The organism is Vibrio sp. Vb1127 (assembly GCF_033338735.1).
Classification (GTDB): Bacteria; Pseudomonadota; Gammaproteobacteria; order Enterobacterales; family Vibrionaceae; genus Vibrio; species Vibrio alginolyticus.
This window is the reverse complement of sequence record NZ_JAWOTF010000001.1, coordinates 698,178-720,002: the sequence shown is the minus strand read 5'-3', so window position 1 is coordinate 720,002 and position 21,825 is coordinate 698,178. Positions and strand designations below refer to the sequence as shown.

The window sequence follows — 21,825 nt, the reverse complement described above, 5'->3', positions numbered from 1 at the left end:
AGTGATATTTATTAGTTTAAGTATGAGATTTTTAGATAATGAAATTGCCACCACTCAGAGCGGTTCACTGTTTTGAATCTGTTGCCAGAAACTCTAGCTTTTCGCTTGCTGCTGAAGAACTCAATGTGACGCAAAGTGCCGTTAGTCACCAGATACGACTATTAGAAGATTATTTGGGTGAATCATTATTTATCCGTCAAGGCAGAAAGCTCTCTTTGTCCGATACGGGCACCCGCTATTTAGAGGATATTAGCCCAGCAATTAGCTCAATTGCGATGGCCAGCCAAAAGGTGCGAGAAGGGGACAAAGGCAGCATACGGTTGGCGATTTATAGCTCGCTTGCCGTAAAGTGGCTTATTCCTCGTTTGTCTGATTTTAAGCGCTTACATCCAGAAATCGATCTGACACTCAATATGGTCGTTGGTGATCCTGAACAGACAGACAGCGTTGGCGATTGTTTTATCACGGTAGAAAAGCCAAAGCGAAACTACATGTCGGTAAAGTTATACGCGGAGACGCTGTATCCGGTCTGCAGCCATAAAATTTGGAAAGAGTTGCAAGATCAACCGATTCCAGAAGCGCTTTGGCGATACCCTATTTTGTCGACAGACTCAATTTATCGTGAGAGAGGAAAAGACTGGGCTGAGTGGTGCAGAGCGGGCGGTTACACCTTGCCGAAAGATGTCGATGTTCAACATTTTAGTCATATGTTGTTGGCAATAGAGGCGGCGCGTTATGACCAAGGCATCGCATTTGCGAATGATTTTATGCTCAATGAAAGAGATAAAGCGCACGATTTGGTGTACATCCCTTCTCATGGATTGGAAACCGGCGACAGCTTTTATTTTATTCATAAAAAGAGTCGAGCCAAGCAAGCGGAAATCATCAAACTCACTAACTGGTTGAAGCAGCAATGCTTGTGAAATGACTAAATTGTCAAAATTAAGAAAGAAAGTGGCAAAGTTGTGTCTAAATATTTCATGTTTTATTGAGTTTTTATTCATTAACATCCACTTGGTTTTGAAACCAAGTGAAATGGATAGCATGGCATGCTTAAGGATGGGCAAAACACAACCTCAATAATTAACAGGCAGTGAAATACAATGTTTAAAAAAACATGGCTAATGACAGCCCTTCTAGCAACATGTTCTGTTGCAAACGCAGCTCCTTACGTTGGTGCATCTGTAGGTCAAGCATCGTTTGGTGATGTTAATGGCTCTATCAATGGTGGTGGTACTAACGCTAGCACTAAACTTAAACTTGAAGATGACTCAAGCCTTTCAGGCAAAGTATTCGGTGGTTACAAATTCAACGAATACATTTCTCTAGAAGCAGCCATTGGTGGCTACGATGCTTTAGACGGCAAAGTTGTTACTGTTGGTGATATGAAGTATCTATCGATTCAGCCAAAAGCGACTCTACCGATTGGCGATCGTTTCAACCTTTTTGCTAAAGCTGGTCTTTCTTACTTCAATGCTGAATTCAAAATTAGCAACTCTGTGATTGACGGTAGCGCAGGCCATACCACCATTTCTGACAGCACTGTAACAGGCATGTACGGTTTAGGCGCAGAGTTCGCTATTACTGAAAACTTTGCTCTACAAGTTGAATGGGAATACATGATGCCTGAGCTAGACATTGCGAAATTTGGCAATGAAAAAGTAACGGTTGATGCAGACATCAATGTGTTCTCTGTAGGTATGAGCTACCGTTTCTAAGAATACTTATTCAAGTTACCTCTTGGCTTAGTAAACGTTTTTGACTTCTGTTGGTCGAGCTGAGTCCAAGCTTTGAATTTGTTTAGATATAGCACAGGAAGTTTAGTTGCTAAGCGTCCTGTGCTATTTTTTTGCTTTGGAATAACTCTTAGGAATCTTTGTGAACGATGTCAATCTTAGGTATCTGGATCTACTGTTAAAGCACTTTGAACCTCACCAGTATCACCTTGTTACGCTTTCTGAGCTAGAAGCGGTGATTTGCACGTCGAGGCGCAATGTTTCTATTGTGATGAAAAAGCTTGCCACTTACGATTGGGTCGATTGGCAACCTGCGATTGGCCGAAGTAACGCTAGCCGTCTCAGTATTAATATTTCCCTCCAACAAGCGATGACCGAGTTTTTGGTTGAGGAGCTTGGCAGAGGAAGAATGAACTCAATAACGAAACTTATTGATTGGTTCGGTCAAACCGCGGTTAGAGCACTAACTATCGCTTCTGAAAAAGTGAATCGATTGAATGAATCAAATAACGCTATTTTGATTTCTTCTTACCCTTGGGTATCCAAAATCGACCCTGCGAATACTTACCGTCACACTGAATTACACGTCGCGAAAAGCGTTTATGACGTATTGCTGACCCAAAATTCCAATGGTGGTATCGAGCCATCGTTAGCACACGAATGGAAAATGGAAGGCAAGGTAATGACGTTATGGTTGCGGCCAGGCATATATCGCCATGATGGCGAGCCCCTTAACATACAGGATGTGGTTTGGAGTATAGAAAGACTTAGGGAGATAAAAGGACCAGTTCACGAGCTCTGGCAGTGTATTGATAGCGTGGTTGCAGAAACATCTAACTGCTTAAAAATTATATTGAAGTATCCGAACAAGTTGTTTCCATACATGCTAGCAACTCCTCATGCGTCTATTCTGTGTCGAGATGTCGTCTCTTTCGGTTCTAGTTATTCCTACCACATAGGGACTGGACCATTTAAAATCAGCGGCTGGAACCAGGAGAGTATGACTCTTGAAGCGCACAAAGAGTATTTTTCAGCACGCGCATTGTTAGATCAAATAACGCTGTCTCATGGTGATGTTAAAACCTTAAATATGTTGAGCTTTAACCAAAGCTCCGATCACGTTGAAGTGGAAAAAATTAGCGCATTTTCATATTTGACCTACCGCGAACGCGTGGAATCCCAACTCACAAAAGAGACTTGGTATCAACTCGCTGATTACATCCATGTGCAAAAGCGAATTTATGATGCGCCAAGTGCCGTTGACAGCATTCAGTTAGAGACTCACGAGCAAGATTTATCAATAACAGATGGTGTTGTGATACCTAAACTGAAAGGTAAAGTGGTATTAGCTGAACCTGTCTGGACGATTCCGAGTTTAATTCGTCATTCCGAATGGTTGCACAGTGTGATTCGTGCAACGGGATTAGAGTTAGAGATCATTGTTATTGATGACATTAGTTTTCCTGAGGTAGTGTCTCACCAAGCAGATTTGCTCTTCATTGAGGAAGTCATGGAAGCACCATTTGAATATGGCATCTTCGAATGGCTGTCGATAGCAACTGGACTGCGTTTTAGTTTTGATCAAAGCCAGATGTTAAGCCATAGAGAAAAGGTTCGCAGGGCGATGGCAGATGATCACTCGCTACAGTCTTTATTAAACCTAGAGAAAGCGCTGCGCGATCAGTACCTATATTTGCCTTTGTTTGTTGGCTACGAAGAAGTGACAAAAACACAGCAAGTGCGAGGTGTGCAGGTGAAGAATACAGGCTATAGCGATTTACATAGGTTATGGATTGCTCATTCACACTAGAGTCGGTGTTCAAGATTATGCAAATGTCCAACGCATAAAGCCATCGAAATGATGGCTTTATAAGGGCGTATCGGATTAGAAGTTGTACGACACACTTGCGCCAACAACCCATTGGTTTGCGCTATCAACGATAGAAGAGTCGCTGATACCGCTGCCTAGGCGCGTGTATTGTGTCATTTGGCTTACTTGCCAGTTGTCGTTGATTGGCATAACAAGTTTGTAGCCCACACCATAGCTTACCGTTGAATCACCTTTGTATGCTTTGCGGTTTGCGTTTGCTTCGCGTTGTTTCACACCAAAGTAGTAATCTACGTAGTCTTCACTTTGATAAGTTAGGTTAGCAAAAGGAACAAAATCAACACTACCGAATTTCATGATGTGGAAGTAAGTCGCGCCCGCTAAGTAACCTTTGTAAGCACCGCTGATATCGTGCTGAAGGTATGTAGAAATGACGTTGTTTTGATCCAGTGTAAAGTCTGCGTTTAAACCTAGATCGACGGCGAAACGGCGTTTATCTGTGCCTTTCAGGCTTTTCGCTGTATCACCGTCGCGCATTACACCACTACCTACAAGGTAGGCACTCATGTTGATTAACTCATTGGTGTTACCGAAGAAGCGGTAGTTAATGCCACTTAGGTCGGCATTAAAGTCGTCACCATGGTAACCACCGTTGAGAATTGGTGCTGTATTATGCTTTTGATCTTTGAAAAGATCGCTGCCTTGAGCCACACCAGCTTCTACGTTCCAACCGCCTTCGTTGTTGTAGATGTTACCGTTACGAATGTAAGTATCGCCAGCGAAAGCTGAGCCAGCAGCTGTCAGAGTAAGTAGTGCAATTAATGTTTTTTTCATCATTTTTCCGAGTTGTTCTGTTTTGTTTTGTTTTGAACACTGTACAAAATGACGTTGTAAGCATCTATCGGCAAAGCGTATGGAAATGTAATGAACAATCAGGGTAAGAAGCAGAATGTTGCTTCAGAATAGAAAGGTTGCTGGAATAGCTTTCGTTAAAACAGCGAAAAAATCCGAGCTGGGGTGGCTCGGATTTGGGGTATTTATCAGGTATTGATACTAACTTCTTACTGTTTCGTTAAGTTGTATAGTGGTGCTAGGTCACCCGTTACTTTTTCGCCATTCATGTCTAGCTTCATAAGTACGTTTTCACCAACAAAGTACTGGTTTGGTGCATCTTCATTTGTCAACGTTACGATGCTGCCATTTGCGTCCCAAGTGAATTGACCTTCAGATTTTGATTGACCGTCTTCTTTGTCTTGGTAGCTTTCTTCAAGTACGTAAGTGCCATCTTGATTTAGTGTGATGGTCATATCGATACCAGCACAATCCGCGCAAGGTAGTGTTCCTTTGTAGGTGCCGTTCCAGTCCAGAGCACTTTGTGCGTTGTGTTCAGAGTCTACAAATGTCTCTTCAGTAATTACCTGTTCTTCTTCTACTGGTAACGTGTCAATTGTCTCAGTCGTAACGTCTGCACTGGTGGTGACTTCAGTTTCCGTTGCCTGAGGTACTTCAACTGCGCTTGTTTCGGCAGGTTTCTCATCTTGACAGCCTGCAAGAATGATTACCGCGCCTGTTAGTGCCAACATTGTCTTTTTCATTTTATCCCTCTTTAAATCAAGATTTTGTATGAGAGTAATAGTAGACATTTATCGGGGATTTGCGTCATCAAAAAGCAATAGAATGATCTAACTATGTCAATAAAACCGGATATGAGCATGAAATTGTCAGGAAAATCAGAACAATGTAAATGTTGATTTGGGTATCAAGCTTGAGCCCACAGATAAATATCTAAAAAGGGGAGTGGGAGCGAGTTAATTGATAACAGCCCACATTATTGTGAGTTGTATTATCAACATCATCTAAGAAACGTTATTGAAGCTTGAGCGTGAAGTGCCTCGTTTTGTGCTTCGTTGATCAGAAAACAGCTCCGCAATAACCTGACGATTTAATTCGCCTTTCAAATGGCCGTGCTCATCGATGACGGGCAGTGAATGTTCACACGACATGACTTCAGTCAGCACTTGCTCAATGGCTAAATGTGGAGAGATGATAGGCACCTCTTCATAGATATCATCACGCCAATCTGATAGGTGAGTTAACTTCGCTGCGTTTAGCAATCCTTGCTGTGTTATCACGCCTTGATAGCCTGCATTGGTCTCATGGTAGGCATAATCACGTTTAACACGTTTCATTTCACTCAGCGCATCTTCAATGGTTTCAGCGCGAACACAGTACGAAGGTGGCTGCATCAGCGTTTCGACCGTCAGTGCTCGCGCTCTATTGACGTCTTTTACAAAGGCTTCAACGTACTCATCGGCAGGATGCAGTAAGATTTCGTCCGGTGAACCTTGTTGGACAAGTTCACCGTCTTTAAGTATCGCGATGCGATCGCCAAGTCGAAGCGCTTCATCTAAATCATGAGTAATGAAAATAATGGTTTTGTGCAGCTTCTGTTGCAGCTCTACCAACTGATCTTGCATTTCGCTCCGAATCAGAGGGTCCAATGCTGAGAAAGCCTCGTCCATCAACAGTATTTCGGCGTCGGTAGCCAGTGCCCGTGCAAGGCCCACACGCTGTTGCTGTCCACCCGATAGTTGAGCAGGATACTGGTGCTCATAACCCGTCAGTCCAACGGTTTCTAACCATTCATTTGCTTTTTCTAAGCGCGCCTCTTTATTTATTCCCTGAACTTCTAAACCATATGCGATGTTGTCGATAACAGTGCGATGAGGCAGCAAGCCAAAGCGTTGGAACACCATAGACATCTTGTGACGGCGAAACTGTTCAAGCTCTTTGTTAGAAAGTTGCATGACATCCACCCCTTCTACCAAAATCTGCCCCATGGTTGGATCGATTAATCGGTTGAAGTGGCGAATCATGGTGGATTTTCCAGAACCGGATAATCCCATAATGACAAAAATTTCACCCTTTTGAATTTGCAGGTTGATGTCTTTTAGTCCGACCGTATGGCCCGTTTCCGCTAAAACCTGCTCTTTACTATGTCCCAACTTAACGCGCTCAATCACGCTATTGGGCTTGGGGCCGAAGATTTTATACAGACCGCTGATTTCGATAAGTGGACTAGTCATGTTTTGAGTCTCCTAAATGAGCTTGAGTGCGTTTCGCATACGCTTGTGAAGCACGATCAAAAAGGATTGCTAGGGCGACAATTGCTAAACCATTGAGAAGACCAAGAGTGAAATATTGATTGGTAATAGACTTTAGAACAGGCTGACCTAAACCTTTTACCCCAATCATTGATGCGATGACCACCATTGACAGTGCCATCATGATCGTTTGGTTAATTCCCGCCATGATGGTTGGCATTGCAAGCGGAAGCTGAACCCCAAAAAGCCGTTGCCGAGTGCTGGCACCAAATGCGGTTGCGGCTTCCAATACTTCTTTATCAACTAGACGAATGCCCAAATTGGTTAAACGAATAACCGGTGGAATCGCGTAGATCACTACTGCGATAAGGCCAGGAATTTTCCCGATGCCCAATAACATCACAACTGGAATGAGATACACAAATGCCGGCATGGTTTGCATGACGTCGAGTAATGGTGTTACCACCGACTGAATGCGATTAGAGCGCGCCATAGCGATGCCGATAGGGATACCAAGTGCGATGGCAAGCATAGTACATACAGTGATGATACTGAGCGTGCGCATAGTGTCTTCCCACATTCCAAAATAGCCAATCAGAATCAGCGAACCAAAACATGCAGCGGCCAGTTTCCAAGAGCGGCTGGCGGCATAAACGAGAGTGGTGCAGACACCTAAAATAATGAACCAAGGTGTAGAAATCAGAAGTTTTTCAAACCAGACAAGAAACGCAAGGAGCGGATCAAACAGAGACTCAATGAGTTCACCATACTCGCGAGAGAAATCTCTATAGGCGCCGTCGAGTGTTTTGCGAATCGCCCTGAGATCAGAGGCATCCATTTCCGGGAATTCGCTGAGCCAATTTGAGTCAGACATATGTACTTCCTTTTTCTGATATACCTAAGCGCTCTCAAGAAACTTAATTTGGCAAGAAGAGTAGGGCACCTAGGCCAAGTAATGTTCGTTCGACAGGTTCTGTATCGAAAGTATTACCCTTTAAGCTCAGGCCAATGTCGTCAAACTTCTCTTTTTCGTTTCTTAGGTATACATCCTTTTAAATAAAACAATCATTAGTGTTCAAACTAATGATTTGCTTGGATTATAGTTTTTCTTCTTCAATAAAATGAACACATTAGCGTGTATTTGTATGAAAAATCTGCGCAAACTAACGTTTTTATTATCCGGTTAATTAGAATTGATCTTTTTGTTCGTTTGTCATCAAAATTCCTAAATTATTAGATGTCTAATTAATGCTGATGTATTACGTATTTGTCGTGTTGATTTTTGCAAACTTAGTTTATTGGCATATGCTAAAAATGTTATTGGCATATGCCAGTTTAAGGCGTAATTTGACTCTGTGTTTTTGAGGGACAATGATGGCAAGACCAAAGATAGAAAGACGAATATGCGGACGTGCGGCTCACCATTGCTTTAAGCCCAATGGCATTCCATTTAATCAGTTGGAGCAAGTCGCCATATTACCAGAAGAGTTAGAAGCGCTACGTTTAGCCGACTTAGAGGGGCTTAGCCAGCAGCAAGCTGCGGAGCAGATGGGCGTTTCTAGACAAACTTTTGGTAACACAGTAAAAAGTGCAAGATTGAAAGTCGCAAAAAGTTTAGTTGAAGGTCATGCATTAGTTTTTCCGAATGAGGAGTCAAACTTATGATTTATGCTATTCCTAATGATGGTGAGCGGGTGGCAAACCACTTTGTAAAAGCACCATACATCGCTATTTATTCTGATACTGACGGTATGCTAAAAAACTTAGCGAACATTGCTTCTATGCCACAAGCGGGTTGTAATGCGAAGTCTCAGTTGATTCAGTCTCTACAAGGGTACAATGTGGATGCTGTTCTTGTGCGAAATATTGGTGAACGTGTATTGGCAAAGCTACTTAGCAGTGGCACGCCAGTATTTAGGCTGTCTACTCGTAGTTCATTGGAAGATGTGCTTGCGGTTCCAAGAGAGCCTTTGATTGAGCCCTCTCAAGGACGCCCATCAAACAATCATAAGAAAAGTGTTCACAAACAAAAAGGTGGCTGCGGCTCCTGTGGTGGCCCAAAATCAAAACCCTCCTTGTTGGCAAGACCTAAAGCGCTACTCAAAGCAACATCTAGCCCTGCTATACTTAAGCTAGAGTCGATGGCTAATAAGGCAGGTTAATATGGTTTGGTTATTTACCTTTCTTGGTTTTCTCGCAATCATTTTGTTGATGTCACTTGGCGTCATTTTTCACAACAAGCGCATTCAAGGAAGTTGCGGCGGTTTAAACAACGTCGGTGTTGATAAAGTATGCAACTGCGAAACCTCATGCGCAGAACCTGAAAGGCGTTTACATCAAATCTCAGAGCCTAACTCATCACCTGAGCACTAAGGCTTTTGGCCCATTGCGGCAAGGTTTGCCGAAACCAGTCCAAATACTTGCTGGTCTGCGGATTCTCTCTGGAGACCAGTATGTTGACTACCTCGACAACGATCCACGCTTTTGCTAGTCCGATATCGCGCGCCAATTCTGTTGTTTCACCTTTCTCGGCGCACTTTATATATCTGCCTGCCACCTTCAAGTAATCATCAAATGTGCCCATGCCTTCGATGAGCGGCGCTAAATCTATCGCGACATGCCCTGTAGAAAAGCGTTCCCAGTCGAACAGCACTAGTTCGCCATTTTCGCGCTGTCCCCAGTTTCCAGCATTCGAGTCTCCGGAGATCAAGTTCTGCCCATCGAAAAGGTGCGCCGATCGTTGTTGGAGGTTGTGGAAGAACTGTTCTGTCTCTGAGCCCAGTTCAAGTGTAGCGAGTGCTTGTTGAGTCGCTTGTGGTGTCCACTGGTGGCGGTGATAAATACCATCTGATGTTGGTGGAAGTTGGTGCAGTTTGACGAGTTGTTCAATGACTCGACCATCTTCAAGTAAGAATGCTTGCTCGACTGCGTGGGGAACGTATTCAATGTGCAGAACGTTTTTCTGGTCGTCGAATTGAATCAAGCGCGGTACGTGTATTCCAAGCGCGTTAAACTGTTCGGCATAGCGTTGATAAAACGTCACTTCTATTTGAGTAGGGTTACGTTTTTCTATTACTTGGACGCCATCTTTTTCGATGAGAAAAACTTTGGCACTGCCCATTTGGTTGAGTTCTTGCTGCGACACCGGACTTCCTGTCTTCATGTAGAGAGAGCTCACCTTAATCGCTGCACTCACGTTTGCCAATAGCCACGACAAAGTGCCTCAAAAATATTAAATGCAACTGTTTAAATATGATTTTGTCGTTGGTGTCTAAATTTTACACAGTTACGCCTGTACTCCGATAAATTCGTTCTACGCTTACTATTCGTCTTAATAAAGGAGAACCACAATGGCTGTAATGAAGCAGGATATTCCAAATCGTGTAACGGTTTACCATGACAATATCGACCAAGAACAAGAGCTGAAAAATGCGATGCTGCCAGAGAAACCGCGCTACTTTAACGGTGCTCCGACTTACAAAGCGAACAGCATCGAAGAGTTTGAAAGCAAAATCAGTCAGATAGGTTTGTCTCTCGATAAATAATTTTTCTTTTACCTAAAAGCGCCCTCAAAATGAGGGCGCTTTTTTATTTGTATGATTGATTTGAATCGTAGGGAATTAACCTTGTTGTGCACTGCCTTGGCAGACTTGCTTCTGCACTGCTGGTGGCGCGGGCTCGTAATGGCTTAAGGTCATACTAAAGCTGCCTTCGCCACCGGTGATGGAGCGTAATCGACGAGCGTAATCTTGCAGCTCGTTTACTGGTGACTTGGCTTTCAACAACGTGAATTGGCTATCAATCGGTTCGGTGCCTTCTATTAATCCTCGATTACCTGACAAATCCCCAGACACGTCACCGACGTTTGTGGTTGGGACGTGTAACTCCATTTGGACAATTGGCTCCAGCACAATAGGATCGGCGTTGTTAATCGCATCTAAAAAGGCTTTCTTACCTGCGATGACAAACGCAATTTCTTTCGAATCGACGGAGTGATATTTACCGTCATAAACGGTGACTTCCACATCCTTAATTGGGTTGCCAGAAATCGCGCCTTCCTCTAACGCTTGCAAAATACCTTTTTCAACAGCAGGAATGAGCGCGGTTGGGATGGCGCCACCCACCACTTTGTTGATGAACTTAAATCCGGCACCACGTTCGAGTGGACGAACGTTCAATTGCACTTCACCAAACTGGCCTGCACCGCCACTTTGTTTTTTGTGTCGATAATGCCCTTCGGCAGGTTTGGTGATGGTTTCAAAGTATTCGACGCTTGGTTGGCAGGTTTCGACGTCCAGTTTGTACACGTTCGCCATCTTTTCTAATGCGACTTTGAGGTGAAACTCCCCTTGGCCGCTGATGATGGTTTCGTTGGTGCGAGCGCGATGTTCGATGCGCAGCGAAGGATCTTCACTGGCAATTTTATTCAGCACATCTCCTAATTTTTGCTCATCTCCACGCTTAAGAGGCTTCAAGCACAAAGAATACATGGAGTCAGGAAGATCCAACGTTTTGAGTTGAACTCCATCTTCTTCGTGAGAGTCATGAACGATTGAATCGAATTCGAGATCATCCACTTTGGCTAAAACGCAGAAGTCGCCCGCAAGCGCGCGAGGGATCTCGGTTCTATCTTTGCCCTGCAGTTGATATAAGTGCCCAACTTTAAATGCCTTGTTGCTTTCGCCAATATAAAGCTGGCTGCCCGCATTGATTTCCCCCTGATACACACGTAAGTAGGCAAGTTTTCCCATATATGGGTCGACGCTGACTTTGTACACGTGTGCGACGGTGTGCTCTAAGGTTTCGCAATTTACTTTGATTTTTTTGCCGTTTTTTTCCAGTTGAGGAGGGTTACCCTCGTTTGGCATGGGCATGATCTCCGCCAAGGTGCGCAGCAGCAACTCGACGCCCGTGCCGGTTTGTGCTGAGACAAAACAGACCGGAATCACATGTCCAGTTCTTAGTGCTTCTTCAAACGGATCATGCAGTTGCTCTGCGGTGAGTTCGGAGCCTTGTTCCAGATACAGTTCCATCAGTTCTTCATCGACTTCGATAACTTGGTCAATTAGGGTCTCATGAGCTTCATCTACCGTTGCAAGTAAGGTTTCTCGTCCCAATTCTGGTTCGAAATAGCAGTCAACTACAGATTCCCCATCAGCCGAAGGTAAGTTGATCGGCAAGCAGTGGTCCCCAAAATGCTCAACGATGTTCTCCATCAATCTCTCTAACTGATTACCGTGGTTATCGAGCTTATTGATGATGATCATCTGACATTTTTGCTGCTCTTTTGCAAAGGTGAATAAGCGATCGGAAGTTTGGTTAAGCGGTGTTTGAGGGTCGATGACAAGGGCGGATGTTTCAACGGCAGGAAAAACGCTGATAGTACGGCCAAGTAACTCGTTTTGTCCCGGAGTGTCGATGACATTGAGCCGGTGTTTATTCCAGCGCAGTGCGACTGGCGTTGCTTCAATACTGTGTTGATATTGGATGGATTGAGGATCGAAGTCGGTAACGGTATCGCCTTTTTCTACGCTGCCTAAATGGTGCGTGGCATCACAGGTAAAGAGCAGTTTTTCTATCAGCGTGGTTTTACCGGTCCCGGTTTGGCCGACAAAAGCGATATTGCGTATTTTATTGATAGGCATAGAGCCTCCTTGCAAGATGGCGTGAAAAACCTACGAATTGCTAGGAAGTGGGTTGCTATAGAAACCCACGCACTGCATTGGAGTAGGGCGGGATTACCGCCTATTCGTCTTCCATGTCATTTTTCGGATGACTCGATGCATAAGACCACCTTCTTGGACCACTGTAATCTTAGCATGCCGTAATAACCGTATAATTTATGTGACTTATTTCATGATGGGGCTGATTGTTTTTTAATCGAGATCATAAACTCAGAGGTTCTGACTTTTGGAGCAAAACCTCTGGATTGTTTAGGCTATTTGGAAAGAACGATTTCGCCGTCGCGATAAACCAAGCTTGGCGTTACATCTTGTCCTAGTAACACCGGGCCATCAAGATCGACAACGCTCGCCTGAGCTGCAATAGGTAACGCGGCTCGCATCGCCAGCGACGTCCCCAACATACAACCGGACATGAGGCTAAAACCGAGTTTTTGGGCGTCGTCGGATAATAATAGTGCTTCAGTGAGTCCGCCAGTTTTATCTAGCTTAATGTTCACCATTTCATATTTGCCAACCAGCTGATGTAATTGCTCTCTGGTGTGACAACTTTCATCGGCGCAAAGTGGAATGGGGTGCGGAATGCTGGCGAGTACGTCATCGCAGTCTTGTGGCAACGGTTGTTCGATCATGGTGATGTCTAGCGGTTCGAGTTGAGCAAATACCGTCGCGAGATCGAGGCTTTGCCATGCTTCATTCGCATCTAAAACAATTTGCGCGTGCGGCGCGGCATCGCGTACTGCTGCAACGCGCTCAATCACGTTTTCACCATCCAGTTTTACCTTAAGCAGTTTTGCGCCTTGGCTAAGGTAAGCTTGCGCCTGTTTTGCCATCGCTTGCGGCGTGTCGATAGAAACCGTCATCGCCGTCACAATCGCCTCTGGTAACGTAAAGAGGTCGTGAACCTGTTGCTTGTGGCTCAAAAGCGCGTGAAGATGCCAAAGGGCGCAATCCAATGCATTTCTTGCCGCCCCTGCGGGCAATAACGATTGAAGCTGGCTTTTGAGAACCATGACATCAGCTTCGCCTTTGGCATACAAACTTTGCAGTTCATGCGCGGCGTGAGAAATCGTCTTAATCACCGATTCAACCGATTCACCATAACGAGGGTATGGCGTGCATTCACCTTGGGCTGTCATGCCTCGATGTTCAATTGTCACGCGGACTACGTGGCACTCTGTCCGACTGCCGCGAGAGATGCGAAATGGTGTCACCATGGCAATCGTGACGGGTTCTACATGAATTTTCATCTCACTAGTTTTCCCTAAACCGCAGTTATTTTCTAAACCGTAAATGTTTCTTAAATCGTAAGGAGCCTATCTGCAACCGCATCAACGCCAAAACGCACAGGGTCGGTGACGGGCACCTGGTATTTGTCGCTCCAATCCTGGCATAGCTGGGCTGCATCTTCTTCGCTGATCGCCGAAGTGTTCAAGCAAATACCCACTAATTGAGCGTTTGGATTTGTTAGGCGAGCAGCGGCCAGATTCGCTTCTATCGTTTGTTCAATGGTTGGCAAGCTCACATGTGGTAAGTTGCGGATGTGCGGGCGACCAATCTCATGGCACAGTATCAGAGCGTCAGCTTGTGCGCCGTGAAGTAAGCCCAAACTTACGCCAGCAAATGAAGGGTTAAACAATGAACCTTGCCCTTCGATGATGTCCCAATCGTGATCGGTGAACTCAGGGCTGATCGCTTCTACTGCGCCGGAGATAAAATCGGCAACTACAGCATCAATCGAAATGCCACTGCCTGCGATGAGAATTCCGGTTTGACCCGTTGCTTTGAACTCTGCACGACAGTTTTTACGCTTCAATGCATGCTCAATGGCAAGGGCAGAGTACATTTTGCCAACGGAGCAATCTGTTCCTACAGTAAGTACTCGCTTGCCTGCGCGAGCTTTGCCATTGCCGACCTTGAGCGGGGCATCATAATGGCGAACATCATACAGTTTGGTTAATCCGCGTTGTTCTAGATCGGCAAGAGGAGAAAGTTCCGCCAAACGTTGGTGCATGCCCGATGCAATTTCAAATCCCATCTCTGCCGCTTCAAGTAAGGTTGCTTGCCAAGCTTCGGGAATGACGCCTCCTGGATTTGCAGTGCCAAGCACCAGCGTTTTTGCTCCTTGCTGCTGCGCTTGTTGTAGTGTCATGTCGGTTAAACCAAGCGATACGGTTTCTGGCGTCAGGCGGATTTGGCCAAGACAAATCTCAGGTCGCCATTGATATATGCCACGCGCGGTTTTTGCTGCGAGTGGATCGGTTACATCGCCAAGAAAAAGTAGGTAAGGTTGAGCAATTTGCATGATGGTTCCCTTCGTCATCGTTATTGCTCATTAATGTAGCCAGACTGATTTAGGAAACCGAATGCTTATTTGTTAGGCAGGTATAACTTCAGGTTATACCTTTAAACCATCTGTTGTTTTAGGGCGGTGATAAATTGCTTTGTCGCAATGGATTGAGGTGTGTGCTCTGCGAATAAAATAGAGACAGAGAAGGACATATTTGGCTCCAAAGCATGCACGGAAACGGCATTATCTTGGCGATATTGTTTTGCAGTCCAAGGGTCTACAATCGCGAATCCTGCTTCGTTTTTCACCAGTTCAGCCGCCGCGGAGTAGCTGCGGACGGTAATGGCATGTTGATAATGCTCGTCACGCGCCGATAAGGTTTGATGCAGCAATAAGCCCAGAGGGTCTCGGCTATCTAAACCGATAATGGGTAAATCGTGACTGATGAGTTCTTCTAAAGTGACGGTTTTTTCTGTGGGTATCGCTGCGCTTTTAGGGGCAATTAGCGCCAAGTTTTCTTTTAATAACATGTGTCCCATGATCGCTGGTGGCGTTTCTTCACCGAACGCAATGGCGACATCCAATTCATGTTTCAGTAAACCTGAGCACAGCTCATCGCGATTGGCCGTTAAGAGCTCAAAGGAGATGCTGTGCTCTTTCGACAACAACGCGACAGTCGGCGTTAACAAGTGTGCGGCCAAAACAGGCGGAGCACCAACTCGTAAATGTTGAGTTCCCTGTTTGACTTTGTTGGTCAGAGAGCGAAATTGTCCGAGTTGTTGATAGACTTTTTCAGCCTCTGGCAATAAGGCTTTGGCTTCTTGAGTTGGAACGAGACGGCCCTTTACACGCTCAAATAAAGCGAAGCTCAGTTGTTGTTCTGTATGGGCGAGAACTCGAGTGACATTAGGTTGGGAAACGTGCAGTAAGCGAGCCGCGCCTGACACCGTTCCTGCTTGCATAATGGCGTAAAAGACTTCTAATTGCCTTAAGTTCACTGCGATTTCTCTCTGCTCATGTTGGTCACCTCAGAATACCCAACCTTGCTGATAAGCGATAGAGGCAAAAGTGCTGGCGTAAAAAATAGGAAGACGATGTTGGTTGCCTTCCTATCTCGCTTTTTCAATTTCTCAACTTCTCAATTTCTATGCTTCACTTTGCTGCTGCATGAAGGGGCAGGTCGTTAAACGGCTCGACGTCTCGGCTGAGTAATCCCATCAAAATCACTGCTAATGCCATGACAGCGGCTGCGATTGCAAAACCGTATTGTGTTAGTTCGTAATGACTCAATATTGCAATCAGGACGTAACTGAGAGATTGAATGGTGGTGGCAAACATGCTGATGCCGCCATCGACGCGACCTCGTTGATGAACCGCTACGGTGTGATGCATCCAGTTGACTCTCGCAATGCGATTTAGCGCGTTAAATACGCCAAACAGCGCCGTAAACAATAAGATGGTCAGCGGGCTCATCGCAAAACTCATCCCGATAAGCGCAAAAGAGACCATAACCATCGAAGCGAACATAATGTGGCTATGGGAGGCACGGCTTAGCACTTTGGTGACAATAAAGCCGCTTAGCAACGAGCCGAGGCCAAAACTGATGTTGAACCCTGCAAACCAATCGCCAGAGATGCCTTGTTCAGAAAACCAAATCGGCACCAGTTTGCTCAAATACGTCAATGCAGGATAAGAGAGGCAAGAGAGCAGAATAAAGCCATAAAATCGGGGTTCGAGACGGAATATTTGTTTGCTCTCTTTGAGTTGCGCGATGAAAGCAACGGATTTTGACGCCCTTAATTGTTGGGTATAAGGCGTCAGAATATAGAACATCGCTGCTAACGCAGAGGCGCTGGCCGCAAACAAAGCAAACTCTTTCATACCCCACATTTCAAGCAAAACAATACCCAACGCGCCAGCTCCGAGGGTTGTGGATTGCATTACAATTTCTTGCTGACCCGAAATTTTCGCATACTCATGGTGCTGATAATTTTCTTGGGTGAAGGCATTGTTGGTCGTCCATGCAAAATTACTCGAAACCCAATACACCAATTGCGCAAAAGCCAGCAACCAGTGTGACTCAAACCCTAACCAATAAGCAATGAACACCACCAAAGCCATACCCGATTGAAACCATTGATTGAGCACGAGTAGTACTTTGCGTGAATGTCGGTCAATTAAAGTGGAAAAGAAAGGCGTTGCTAGAAAAGAAATCGCGGTGCAGCTCAGAGAAACTAAAGCGACGAATGTACCCATGTTAGGTTCGGAAAGCATGACCCATGGCAGCGCCATCATGAATAAGCCAGAGGAGATACTGTCGAAGAAGCGGCCAGCTAAGTACGGCTGAGTTTTATTTTTCATTATGTTTGCCTCTAACTCCCGATGTATTTCAAAAGGTTGATGTCCAACTGTCTTGTGTTTAACAACCAAGTCGTTCGCGCTGAACACATTATCTTGAGCTCGCCGGGGTTTAGCGTTAATTAAGATGGTGCAACTTTAAAACCTCAAGTAAACTTGAGGTAAAGCGTTTTTTTAACAAAATTGATATACAGGGAGTCAAGGATGGAAATCAGCGTAGGAGAAGTGGCAAAACGTTCTGGAGTGAAAGTATCTGCCCTACATTTTTACGAGCAAAAAGGACTGATTTCGAGTTGGAGAAATCAAGGTAATCAGCGTCGCTACCATCGCAGTGTGTTGCGCCGTGTTGCGGTGATCAAAGCAGCGCAGCAAGTTGGGTTGTCGTTAGAAGAAATTAAACATGCGTTAGATGAACTGCCGAAACACCAAGCCCCTAACAAAGCGCAATGGGAAGAAATGGCAAGCCATTGGCATGAACAGTTAGAACAAAAGATTCAAAAACTTAAAGCGTTGCAAAACGATTTAGGCGGATGCATTGGCTGCGGGTGCTTGTCGTTAGAAACCTGCGCACTGCGAAACCCAGAAGATGTATTAGGGAAAGACCACTCGGGGTCGAACTTAACGTTAGAAGAAGAGTAGCGATTATCTCTATTCTTTGTCGAAACTGTCGACTACGATCGCGCCCATCGAAGCAGGCATTGTGATGACGATAACGCGCTTTATCGCAACCAAAGGCTCATTCATGAGTGGCAGCTTATCAAGACAGAAAAGAACTAACGCTACCACAACTGCCGCAATGAGGTACGCGATAACCACACGAAAAATAAAGATGGATACGCGATTCTTGATGTGGCTTTGAAACACGCTTTGATACGCGAAAAAACTGAGGAAAATGACAGAAAGACTTAACAGCATGAGCAAGTTTGCCATTGGTAGGCTCTCACCCAATCGCCACGCTTCCTCCGAAAATGAGATCGGGACTGCTAGGGCAAAAGCGCCAACCAATACTTGGCTAGCGTCTTCTAGATTAAAGTGGCTGCTCATGCTGTTTATTCCATTATTCGCTTGCTAGATGTAAGAGCTTTTCAAAACGCTCATTACCGTGCAGCAATTCGAGGTCTCGTTCTTCGGCAAGTAAATCACGAATGGATGGGCTGTATTCAATTGCGCGTTCCAAGTCTTCAATAGCTTGCTCTTCGATACCAAGGCGAGAGTATGCACACGCGCGTTGATACAGTGCAGGGCCGTTGGTGTAATCGACTTCAAGTACGCGGTTACAAATGCTAAGTGCCCAATGGTATTCGTTGATTTCCATCGCTGCGTCGGCTTTGTAAGTCAACGCTTCTAAATCACCTGGACGAATTAATAAGATTTCATCATAGATCTCAATACGTTGTTCTGGAGTTTGAGAGCTTTGTGCACGTAGCCATAAGTTATGGATCTCGTTGATTTTCTCAATCTCTTTGTTGTTTTCGCTGATAATGCGAGTTTTGCGTTTTAAATCTCGCTCAAGGGCGACAAACTTTTTCTCGTATTCTTGGGCGATCTTCTCCAATCGTTTATCAGCCATCTCTTTGGTGTTGTGTTTAAACTCGCGCAGAGATTGCCATCCGACAAAGGCAATCAGCGATGCGACACCAGCAATGATGTAGAAGAAGTATGTAACGGTCACGTTGGCATAGTTCAACGATTTATCTGCGACCGTTAGCTCGCGATCGGTGATCTCTGTGATCATTCGCTTTTCTAGGCTTTGATAGTCCTGACGCAGCGCTTTTAGTTCATCTAAAATATAGCGTTCCATTAATGGTCTATCTAACAGATCCGATTCTGAATACTTTTCCTCCGATGCCATTGTTGGCAAGGCAAGTATCAGCGAGAAAAAAATACCAATAAATAAGCGCATATAACGTCCTTTCACGAGAAGAGTACAGATAGACCATGCAACAATAGCAAATAGCACAAACGTTTAGCAAAGTTATTACAAAAGAAATAACAGTCGTCTTCGTAGAAGTCATATTCTTGTTGTTTTTCAGTTTGTTCCTGATGGTTATTTGTTGTGATATCTTTTATCCTCCTTGCGAATTTATGATTAATGGAGTGAGCATGGACGCGCGAGCTAAGGATTACTTAGAACAATTCCTAGAATTATTATCACCAGAACAAAGGGAAGCTGTACCATCAGTCAGTGCTGACTATTATTGTGCCGATGAATACAACGCGAATGTATGCGCAGATTTGGTTCGTATTGGACAGAAAACTGCATCGTGCAGTTTGGAGCTTTGGTATCGAGAGCATGGTGAAATCATGCCCCAAGTCGGTCATTTACAAGTAGTGACGAATTGGGATGGGGACCCGGTTTGCGTGATACGAATTACTGACGTAAGTACATGCAAATATGAGGATGTAACCGCAGAGTTTGCCTTCGCAGAAGGCGAAGGTGATAGAACCTTAAACTGGTGGGGTGATGCTCATACTGCATTTTTTAAAGCTGAATGCGATGAGTTGAACATCGCTTGGCATGAGAAACGTACGCTGGTTTTAGAGCGTTTTGAAGTGGTGTATCCCGTCAATTAATCTCTGATAGCAGCACTGATTTGAAGTGCTGCTTTCTTTACTGAGAGACCATTTTTAGCGCTTTCGAGCGGTCACACTAAACATGTGCCAATGTTTTTGGCTTCCGACTACAGTGGTCCCGTCTTCATCTCTTTCATGCAATGAAATGAGGTCGTAACCTTCGAATAAGCTTTCCACTTCCTTTTTTGTTAATGCGGTAATGTTTGGGTGCATTTCGGAGGTAACCCAGGAGTCTTTCACTCCCAAGAAATCGCCGGAGAAGATACCGCCCGGTTGTAATGCGCTGTCTATTTTTGTCCAGACTTGTTTGAAGCCTGTGTCAGGGCAAAAGAACAAACTGGCATTTGCGATAACCAAGCTGCACTTAGGGTAATTAAATTCAGTAAAACAGCACTGCGAAACCGAAAATCGTTTATTACCTTCAAAGCGTGTTAAACAAGTTTTTACTGCATTTTCATTGCTATCACATGCGTGAACCTTAAATCCCTGTTCGAGGAGAAAGTGGCTGTCTCGACCTATTCCGCAGCCAATATCGAGAGCGACTTTGCCTTCTATCTTAAGTAGGTTCAGGGCATTTTCCACGTTTGGGCGGTGAGGTTGGCTTAAAATTTTCTGATAGTATTCATTCCATTGCGCTGGCATTGAACTTCCTTATATTGGTTGTGTCCCCTGCCCAAAACTAGCGTCCATTTTGTTTTGCTTGACTGGGGAGGTTTGCAGTATTGGCAGCTGTTATAGCTGATCTTCAATCGGTAATATTCCGGAGAACCAAGCGCCCATTTTTCGCCATACTCCTGCTTCTGGTTCGGAGTCGTATTCTTCGCCTGTTTTTACGTCGGTCCAGACAATGTCCCCGTCGCGCAGAGTTAAGGCGTAGGCGTTACTCGACAGTTGATTCGGCAGTTGTTCTAGAAACATTTGCACATATTCTGGCTGTTCGATAACAACGGCCATTTCGGTATTCAAAGCGGCCGAACGTGGGTCCCAGTTCATCGAACCAACGAAAAGTGTTTTGTTATCAATCGTCATTGCTTTAGCGTGTAAACTTGCTCTGCTACTCCCCGTGAGGCTCCACTTACTTTTGAGTTTCGCGCTCGCTTTTACTTCCCAAAGCTTGATTCCAGCTTCGAGTAGATCTTTTCGATATTTTGCGTACCAACCATGCACGGCAAACACATCGTTAGACGCGAGGCTATTGGTCACAATCGTGATATCAACGCCTCGCTTGGCCGCGTTACTTAATGCTTGAGTACCTGTTTCAGTTGGAACGAAATAGGGAGAAATGAGCACAAATGAATCCTCAACACTTTTAACCAGTTCCGTTAAATTATCAATAAGTTGGCTCTCTCGGGTCGCGACTTTATCGGGCAGGTCAAACCATACTTTCGCTTCTCCCCAGTAGAGCTTGAGTTTGCCTTGTTTTAGATCTTGGTACATATCCAGTTGAGTGAAGTCATAGCGGCCGGTTGAAAACTTTTCCTCTAACCGGAGTTTATTGACCTGCTTTTGAATCGCTTGGTCGGTAATTTGCTGTGAATTCGGTGTAATCCATTCCATTGGTATCGAATAGGCGCTATTCCAGTAGAGGTCGAACTGATCGGCAGTTTGTTGTACCGCCTCACCATAGAGCAGAAGATCAAAATCACCAAACTCAACTTGCGATTCAAAAGAGAAGTATTCATTGCCGATATTTCTACCTCCGACAATGGCGGAAACACTGTCTGCAATCAGAGACTTATTGTGCATACGACGATTAAGACGTTCAAAATCGCTAGCAAGAGCGAACCAACGGGAGTCGCGATACTGATGCGGGTTAAATAAGCGGATTTCTATATTAGGATGTGCATTGAGGGCAGCCATCACATCGTCGTTTCGCTTTTGCATATCGTCAAGCAACAGCCTTACTCGAACACCACGCTTTGCCGCTTCATACAAGCGCCACGTTATTAGCTGACTCGTTTCGTCACCACGGTAAATATAGTATTGAAGATCAAGACTTTTCTGGGCGGACTCGATCAAAGAGGTTCGAGCAAGAAGGGCATCGTGTCCCTGATTTAACGGTGCAAAGCCAGTTATGGACTTAGGATCTCTCCCGTAAGCTTCAAAGTACTGCGCAAGAACAGAATCCTTTTGATAACCGAGCTGAAAGCTGGTGGACTTTTCACTGGCGTCATTCAACGATACGGATGAGCATGCCGATAAAATAGTGAGCAGCGAGGGGAAGAGCAACTTGGCGAGTGTTTGTAACAAAGCA

General features: G+C 44.9%; 23 protein-coding genes. 9 read left to right on the top strand and 14 right to left on the bottom strand.

Annotated features, from left to right (window positions below; all coding sequences use genetic code 11):
• Window positions 1-38: 38 nt before the first annotated feature.
• From R7H07_RS03115 to R7H07_RS03105, 3 genes are all read left to right on the top strand, one after another.
• Entirely contained in the window at window positions 39-923 is an 885-nt protein-coding gene (locus R7H07_RS03115) for a LysR family transcriptional regulator (RefSeq protein ID WP_005387224.1), read from the top strand.
• A 180-nt stretch (window positions 924-1,103) separates the two neighbouring features.
• Window positions 1,104-1,718, top strand: coding sequence for an outer membrane beta-barrel protein (locus R7H07_RS03110; protein ID WP_005373936.1), 615 nt, complete (start codon window positions 1,104-1,106; stop codon window positions 1,716-1,718).
• Between the two features lie 160 nt (window positions 1,719-1,878).
• Window positions 1,879-3,546 carry an ABC transporter substrate-binding protein gene (locus R7H07_RS03105; protein WP_064354517.1) on the top strand — a complete coding sequence of 556 codons (1,668 nt, stop codon included), beginning with the start codon at window positions 1,879-1,881 and terminating at the stop codon, window positions 3,544-3,546.
• 75 nt (window positions 3,547-3,621) lie between these two features.
• Here the strand turns inward: R7H07_RS03105 and ompV are convergent, their stop codons facing one another.
• The 4 genes from ompV to R7H07_RS03085 form a co-directional block, all read right to left on the bottom strand.
• The gene (gene ompV, locus R7H07_RS03100) at window positions 3,622-4,398 is read right to left on the bottom strand and encodes an outer membrane protein OmpV (protein WP_017635134.1); all 777 of its coding nucleotides are present in this window, start codon (window positions 4,396-4,398) and stop codon (window positions 3,622-3,624) included.
• A 227-nt stretch (window positions 4,399-4,625) separates the two neighbouring features.
• Window positions 4,626-5,159 carry a copper resistance protein NlpE gene (locus R7H07_RS03095; RefSeq protein ID WP_005373930.1) on the bottom strand — a complete coding sequence of 178 codons (534 nt, stop codon included), beginning with the start codon at window positions 5,157-5,159 and terminating at the stop codon, window positions 4,626-4,628.
• Window positions 5,160-5,420: 261 nt separating this feature from the next.
• The gene (locus R7H07_RS03090; RefSeq protein ID WP_206958711.1) at window positions 5,421-6,650 is read right to left on the bottom strand and encodes a glycine betaine/L-proline ABC transporter ATP-binding protein; all 1,230 of its coding nucleotides are present in this window, start codon (window positions 6,648-6,650) and stop codon (window positions 5,421-5,423) included.
• Window positions 6,643-7,542 (bottom strand): ABC transporter permease, encoded by a 900-nt coding sequence (locus tag R7H07_RS03085; protein ID WP_005373926.1) that lies wholly within the window; start codon window positions 7,540-7,542, stop codon window positions 6,643-6,645. The genes R7H07_RS03090 and R7H07_RS03085 overlap by 8 nt, the downstream gene beginning before the upstream one ends.
• A gap of 500 nt (window positions 7,543-8,042) precedes the next feature.
• Here R7H07_RS03085 and R7H07_RS03080 point away from each other — a divergent pair, with 500 nt between their 5' ends.
• From R7H07_RS03080 to nqrM, 3 genes are read left to right on the top strand one after another with little or no spacing between them, the layout of a single operon-like run.
• Complete coding sequence (locus R7H07_RS03080; protein WP_005373924.1) at window positions 8,043-8,333, top strand: DUF134 domain-containing protein; 291 nt, start codon at window positions 8,043-8,045, stop codon at window positions 8,331-8,333.
• The gene (locus tag R7H07_RS03075; protein WP_025577643.1) at window positions 8,330-8,830 is read left to right on the top strand and encodes a NifB/NifX family molybdenum-iron cluster-binding protein; all 501 of its coding nucleotides are present in this window, start codon (window positions 8,330-8,332) and stop codon (window positions 8,828-8,830) included. The genes R7H07_RS03080 and R7H07_RS03075 overlap by 4 nt, the downstream gene beginning before the upstream one ends.
• A 1-nt stretch (window position 8,831) precedes the next feature.
• A complete protein-coding gene (nqrM, locus tag R7H07_RS03070) occupies window positions 8,832-9,041 on the top strand; it encodes a (Na+)-NQR maturation NqrM (protein WP_025768002.1) in 210 nt (69 codons plus the stop codon).
• Here the strand turns inward: nqrM and R7H07_RS03065 are convergent.
• On the bottom strand, window positions 9,019-9,831 hold the full coding sequence (locus R7H07_RS03065) for a phosphotransferase (protein ID WP_169644389.1): 813 nt from the start codon (window positions 9,829-9,831) through the stop codon (window positions 9,019-9,021). The genes nqrM and R7H07_RS03065 overlap by 23 nt on opposite strands.
• Window positions 9,832-10,018: 187 nt before the next feature.
• On the opposite strand from R7H07_RS03065, the gene R7H07_RS03060 reads away from it, so the two are divergent.
• Window positions 10,019-10,213 carry a hypothetical protein gene (locus R7H07_RS03060; protein WP_005373920.1) on the top strand — a complete coding sequence of 65 codons (195 nt, stop codon included), beginning with the start codon at window positions 10,019-10,021 and terminating at the stop codon, window positions 10,211-10,213.
• 75 nt (window positions 10,214-10,288) lie between these two features.
• Here the strand turns inward: R7H07_RS03060 and fusA are convergent, their stop codons facing one another.
• The 5 genes from fusA to R7H07_RS03035 all read right to left on the bottom strand — a co-directional run bounded on the left by fusA (window position 10,289) and on the right by R7H07_RS03035 (window position 17,000).
• Window positions 10,289-12,313 (bottom strand): elongation factor G, encoded by a 2,025-nt coding sequence (gene fusA, locus R7H07_RS03055; protein WP_053304611.1) that lies wholly within the window; start codon window positions 12,311-12,313, stop codon window positions 10,289-10,291.
• 293 nt (window positions 12,314-12,606) lie between these two features.
• Window positions 12,607-13,599: an N-acetyl-D-Glu racemase DgcA gene (dgcA, locus tag R7H07_RS03050; protein WP_053304610.1), complete on the bottom strand. Its 993-nt coding sequence runs from the start codon at window positions 13,597-13,599 to the stop codon at window positions 12,607-12,609.
• Window positions 13,600-13,649: 50 nt separating this feature from the next.
• Window positions 13,650-14,654: an N-acetyltransferase DgcN gene (gene dgcN / locus R7H07_RS03045; protein ID WP_053304687.1), complete on the bottom strand. Its 1,005-nt coding sequence runs from the start codon at window positions 14,652-14,654 to the stop codon at window positions 13,650-13,652.
• Window positions 14,655-14,755: 101 nt separating this feature from the next.
• On the bottom strand, window positions 14,756-15,637 hold the full coding sequence (locus R7H07_RS03040; RefSeq protein ID WP_042523297.1) for a LysR family transcriptional regulator: 882 nt from the start codon (window positions 15,635-15,637) through the stop codon (window positions 14,756-14,758).
• A gap of 154 nt (window positions 15,638-15,791) precedes the next feature.
• Entirely contained in the window at window positions 15,792-17,000 is a 1,209-nt protein-coding gene (locus tag R7H07_RS03035) for an MFS transporter (RefSeq protein ID WP_206958713.1), read from the bottom strand.
• A gap of 201 nt (window positions 17,001-17,201) precedes the next feature.
• On the opposite strand from R7H07_RS03035, the gene soxR reads away from it, so the two are divergent.
• A complete protein-coding gene (soxR, locus tag R7H07_RS03030) occupies window positions 17,202-17,636 on the top strand; it encodes a redox-sensitive transcriptional activator SoxR (protein ID WP_005373898.1) in 435 nt (144 codons plus the stop codon).
• 9 nt (window positions 17,637-17,645) lie between these two features.
• Here soxR and R7H07_RS03025 read toward each other — a convergent pair whose 3' ends face one another.
• A complete protein-coding gene (locus R7H07_RS03025; protein WP_005373896.1) occupies window positions 17,646-18,041 on the bottom strand; it encodes a DUF2391 family protein in 396 nt (131 codons plus the stop codon).
• A 13-nt stretch (window positions 18,042-18,054) separates the two neighbouring features.
• A complete protein-coding gene (locus tag R7H07_RS03020; RefSeq protein WP_005373890.1) occupies window positions 18,055-18,900 on the bottom strand; it encodes a tetratricopeptide repeat protein in 846 nt (281 codons plus the stop codon).
• 200 nt (window positions 18,901-19,100) lie between these two features.
• Here R7H07_RS03020 and R7H07_RS03015 point away from each other — a divergent pair, with 200 nt between their 5' ends.
• Complete coding sequence (locus R7H07_RS03015; RefSeq protein ID WP_206958715.1) at window positions 19,101-19,571, top strand: ASCH domain-containing protein; 471 nt, start codon at window positions 19,101-19,103, stop codon at window positions 19,569-19,571.
• A 54-nt stretch (window positions 19,572-19,625) separates the two neighbouring features.
• On the opposite strand, the gene R7H07_RS03010 is transcribed toward R7H07_RS03015, so the two are convergent.
• Window positions 19,626-20,213: a class I SAM-dependent methyltransferase gene (locus R7H07_RS03010; RefSeq protein ID WP_017635142.1), complete on the bottom strand. Its 588-nt coding sequence runs from the start codon at window positions 20,211-20,213 to the stop codon at window positions 19,626-19,628.
• A 90-nt stretch (window positions 20,214-20,303) separates the two neighbouring features.
• Window positions 20,304-21,821: a phospholipase D family protein gene (locus tag R7H07_RS03005; protein ID WP_149192156.1), complete on the bottom strand. Its 1,518-nt coding sequence runs from the start codon at window positions 21,819-21,821 to the stop codon at window positions 20,304-20,306.
• Window positions 21,822-21,825 lie beyond the last annotated feature (4 nt).